The 3,568-nt window shown below is 40.8% G+C and carries 6 protein-coding genes; 2 read left to right on the forward strand and 4 right to left on the reverse strand.

The features are described 5' to 3' along the window. The 4 genes from AND4_RS18430 to AND4_RS19775 all read right to left on the reverse strand — a co-directional run. A partial coding sequence (locus tag AND4_RS18430; protein WP_009844498.1) for a hypothetical protein occupies positions 1-362 on the reverse strand: 362 nt, incomplete at its 3' end. Between the two features lie 216 nt (positions 363-578). Continuing rightward, on the reverse strand, positions 579-1,301 hold the full coding sequence (locus tag AND4_RS18435; RefSeq protein WP_009844499.1) for a bacteriophage antitermination protein Q: 723 nt from the start codon (positions 1,299-1,301) through the stop codon (positions 579-581). A gap of 11 nt (positions 1,302-1,312) precedes the next feature. After that, positions 1,313-1,912 carry a hypothetical protein gene (locus AND4_RS18440; RefSeq protein WP_009844500.1) on the reverse strand — a complete coding sequence of 200 codons (600 nt, stop codon included), beginning with the start codon at positions 1,910-1,912 and terminating at the stop codon, positions 1,313-1,315. A gap of 16 nt (positions 1,913-1,928) precedes the next feature. Further along, positions 1,929-2,162: a helix-turn-helix transcriptional regulator gene (locus AND4_RS19775; protein ID WP_083796311.1), complete on the reverse strand. Its 234-nt coding sequence runs from the start codon at positions 2,160-2,162 to the stop codon at positions 1,929-1,931. Between the two features lie 118 nt (positions 2,163-2,280). On the opposite strand from AND4_RS19775, the gene AND4_RS18445 reads away from it, so the two are divergent. Together AND4_RS18445 and AND4_RS18455 are read left to right on the forward strand one after the other, a co-directional pair. Continuing rightward, on the forward strand, positions 2,281-2,961 hold the full coding sequence (locus AND4_RS18445; RefSeq protein WP_009844501.1) for a S24 family peptidase: 681 nt from the start codon (positions 2,281-2,283) through the stop codon (positions 2,959-2,961). A 365-nt stretch (positions 2,962-3,326) separates the two neighbouring features. Beyond that, positions 3,327-3,568: PriCT-2 domain-containing protein (locus AND4_RS18455; protein ID WP_009844502.1), on the forward strand; the 242-nt coding region annotated here is incomplete at its 3' end.

The raw sequence follows: 3,568 nt of genomic DNA on the forward strand, positions 1-3,568 counted from the left end.
TGGGTACCAATGGCATCAAAGAACTTATCTAAGCTAACTTCACTAACCTCAGGTAATAAGTTTTGATAGCGGCTTTTAAGCTCTCTCAGCTTGGCAGCATTCTCCTTGCCTTTTATCCGAGAACGAATGGTGCTAACGCCATCTTTTGGCTTCGTCCAAAGTGCAGCGTCTTCTCGGGTATAAGAATTGTTAAGAGCCAAACCATGAAATCGAACTCCATGGACAGAATGTGTAAAAACAGCTTTAGCATTAAACTCATTAGCAAAAGCATCAAAGTCTGCCTTCAGATCTTTGGCTTCAGCCTTATGCTGAGATAAGGCTGTCAATACTGCTTTATCTTCCGTTTGGTAAAATTTATTCATGCTATCTCCTGACGTAAGTACTGTGTTAAGTACTCTGGCACTGGGTAATGTTCGGCATAGTATTTAGCCCAATGTCTATACACATGCTCGTCACCATGACGGTTTAACAAAGCCCAACTAGCAATAGCAGCAGGCTTGTTATCAAAAGGCCCAACTTGTTGTTTACAGTTAGGGCAAAACAAAATGAATTTCTTAGTGGCTCTGTTATAACCCCATTCAGGCAGCCACGAATTCTCTGGCTTCAGACCGAAGTACAGATTGCATAGACACGTCGGCATGTCTTCTGGCAGTTTTTCTGCTGCGTCCTCGTTCATGCACATGGTCCAAGCCTTCCTTATCAAATCTGTCTAAAATATCGATCAGGCGATTCCAACGTTTAGCCCATGATTTCTCCCACGCTTTCTGCTTCTTCTCAGCCAGCTTCGCTATCTCAACCTGAGTTAATTGCATTTTTCTGGCGTTCAACTGATCACGCTTCTGCATACAAGCGAGTAGAGCAAGGTGCTTTATCAAGTCCTTAGAATCATCGCTAAGAGTTTTAGGTTCCTCTGCATAGAAGAGAGCTAACAAGACACTTAACAAAGCTTTTGTAGGACTTTGCGCTCCTTCGCTGTAACAGAAGCGGAGCCAATCACCTATATGCTCCGGAGCACTATTCATGTCGTGCACCAATTTCGCATGCTTAAACGCTTGCGCTGGCAGTGGCATAGGGGAATGCTTAAACTGTTTACATGCCAACGTGGTAACAACTTGCGGCTTAACTTTTGCCAATTCTTCGCCCTTCTCACCAACTTCAATTCGGTAATTACTACGTTGGAACCGTGCATCACTACTTCCATTTTGTTCAAAACCATCCAACTGACCTCTGGTTCTGGGAATAACTAAAAGTGCAGAGCGAAGCTCTTCTCGTAGTCCTTCCTCGTTATACTTATTACGCATGGTCATCCCCTTTAATTAAACAAAGAGTTGTTTCGGTACGCTTTTACTGAAGAAGGTTCAATCCCTGTCGCCCGGTAAATTGCACCAAGTTCAGCCATTAAAATGCCTATGCACTCGGCTATCTCATTTGAGTAGTTAAGAACTTCCGTAGGATCATCATCAGACGTGAAAACACCATCCATAGCGGGATTTGATTTAATGAGGATGTCACCCCATTCTTTTGCCATTTGAGGAAGGTGAGATCGAGTTTCGTTGTTTTGAGTCCGTGGTCCCATCGCTGTTAAAGCAACAAAGAAAGAACCTAACATTCCGCAAAGCTCATTCTTCAATGGCTGCTGGTACTCATGAGGGAGACTAGAAATAAGAGGTAGTATCCAGTTAACTGTGAGTTGGTTTTCACCATCTATATAGCGAACAAGACGCCGAGACTGACTTTTGTACCATTTATCTATCTCTCTATCTGGTTCAAAAAGCTCTCCAGCTTTGATTAGCTCAGGTAAAACGCGAGTTCTTATGTACTTCTCGGCGGCAATACCTATTTCTTCTAAATAGCAATTGATATGGCGAATCACTATCGCTGACAATCTGTTGTCGTTTTTTCGACGTTTCATTACTACCACCTACTGACTATTCTTTAGTTATAGCGAAATCAGGGAAGCGTTCTGGATAAATCAAATGCTCTAGGGATAAGCCATCTTTTTTGTATCTATCAACCACTTTTAAACAAACCTCTCCTGATGAGTTTTTAGATATCCCTCTTTCTAACCGGCTCAACGTTGAGTCACTAGAACAACACTCTTTAGCCAACTGTGTTAAGGAAATACCCTCTTTTTTTCGGCACATATATAAAGGAGTTTTCATATGACGACTTTATTTCATATTTGACACAAAGTAAAGTATTACAACTTTGTGCCGTCTATGGTTCTGTCAAATATGAGATAGAGGACAATTTTTCATATATGAAAAAAAAGGCAGCGCGATGGAATTGCATGAGTTAATAAAGACTGAAAGAACGAAGAGATTTAGTCTTGATGAGGTTGCAGCCACATTTAAAGAGTGGGGAATCGATTGTTCTTCATCTACTCTCTCAAGAATCGAACGTGGCGCGATCCCCAGCTGGCCAATCGTTGATGGTTTTTGCAAATTATTTGGCTGGTCTTTATCCGATCTCGAAAGAAAGCTCGGAAGAACTGTCAGTAACGAAAAACCACAAGTAAGTACGGAATCACCAAGAAAAAGACATGTGTCGTCTGCTATTGGAAGAGAAATCCCCATTGTAAGTTGGGTAAATGCTGGTGGCTGGGCAGAGAGCCCATGTATTGAGAGCTACAACCAAGAAAAACAATTTGTTACTGGAAAAATGCCTAAGAACACTTTCGGCTTGGTTGTGTCGGGAAACTCAATGGAAAACTGTGAAATGAAAGAGACTTTCCCGAATGGAAGTTTAATTCTAGTCAATCCAGACATAGAACCCGAGATAGGCGACTATGTTGTTGCTGTAGATGAAGTGACTCAAGAGGCAACGTTCAAGCAATTACTTGAAGATTGTGGTAAAAAGATGTTGGTTCCACTTAATTCTCAATATCAAGTGATGAACGTGACAGAAACCACTATGATAAAAGGTGTGGTATTTAGAAGTATTGTCGATAAGAAGGTCTGATACATATACTTTCTTGTCATTTTTGATACAAAGAAGCTCAAGTTTGAATTTCCCATTTATGAAAAGATCGTTTACTATTGTGGCTATAGATAACGTTCAAAGCATGGTGGGTGATGTTGCTTCTGGTAATAAAAAGAAAAACACTAAGCTATGTTATTGATTTAAAACAGATTTTAATAAATACAGATACAAAAAAAGCCGGTTGTGGCGACCGACTTTTCTTATGTGATAGGCAGCTGGAGACTAACCATAACACTCAAATTGTTGGTTATAATTCTAGCGGCCTATTCATGCATACGCAATAGAAAAAGTTAACTAATAATAACTTTTTTACATTGTGGTATCTGTCATCAGACGGAACGAAGATGGCTAATCATATACTACTAGAATTGCATGAAGCCGAGGAAGCGCTCGGTTACATCTCTCCAGACTTACCTTATATAGACTGGTCCAAAATTGGCCGGGCGCTATATTCTGAATACGGTGATGCGGCAAGGGACATATTTGAAGACTGGTCTGAAGCTGGATCTACATACGATAAACGCAGCTTTAATAGTTGGTGGAAAAACTTCCGCAATACAAAGCGTACTAGCTTTGGCTCTTTTAT

Source organism: Vibrio sp. AND4 (assembly GCF_000171815.1).
GTDB lineage: Bacteria > Pseudomonadota > Gammaproteobacteria > Enterobacterales > Vibrionaceae > Vibrio.

Coding starts and splice junctions, on each gene's coding strand:
- AND4_RS19775 (WP_083796311.1), bottom strand. CDS start 2,162: ATGAAAACTCCTTTATATATGTGCCGAAAAAAAGAGGGTATTTCCTTA.
- AND4_RS18445 (WP_009844501.1), top strand. CDS start 2,281: ATGGAATTGCATGAGTTAATAAAGACTGAAAGAACGAAGAGATTTAGT.
- AND4_RS18435 (WP_009844499.1), bottom strand. CDS start 1,301: ATGCGTAATAAGTATAACGAGGAAGGACTACGAGAAGAGCTTCGCTCT.
- AND4_RS18440 (WP_009844500.1), bottom strand. CDS start 1,912: ATGAAACGTCGAAAAAACGACAACAGATTGTCAGCGATAGTGATTCGC.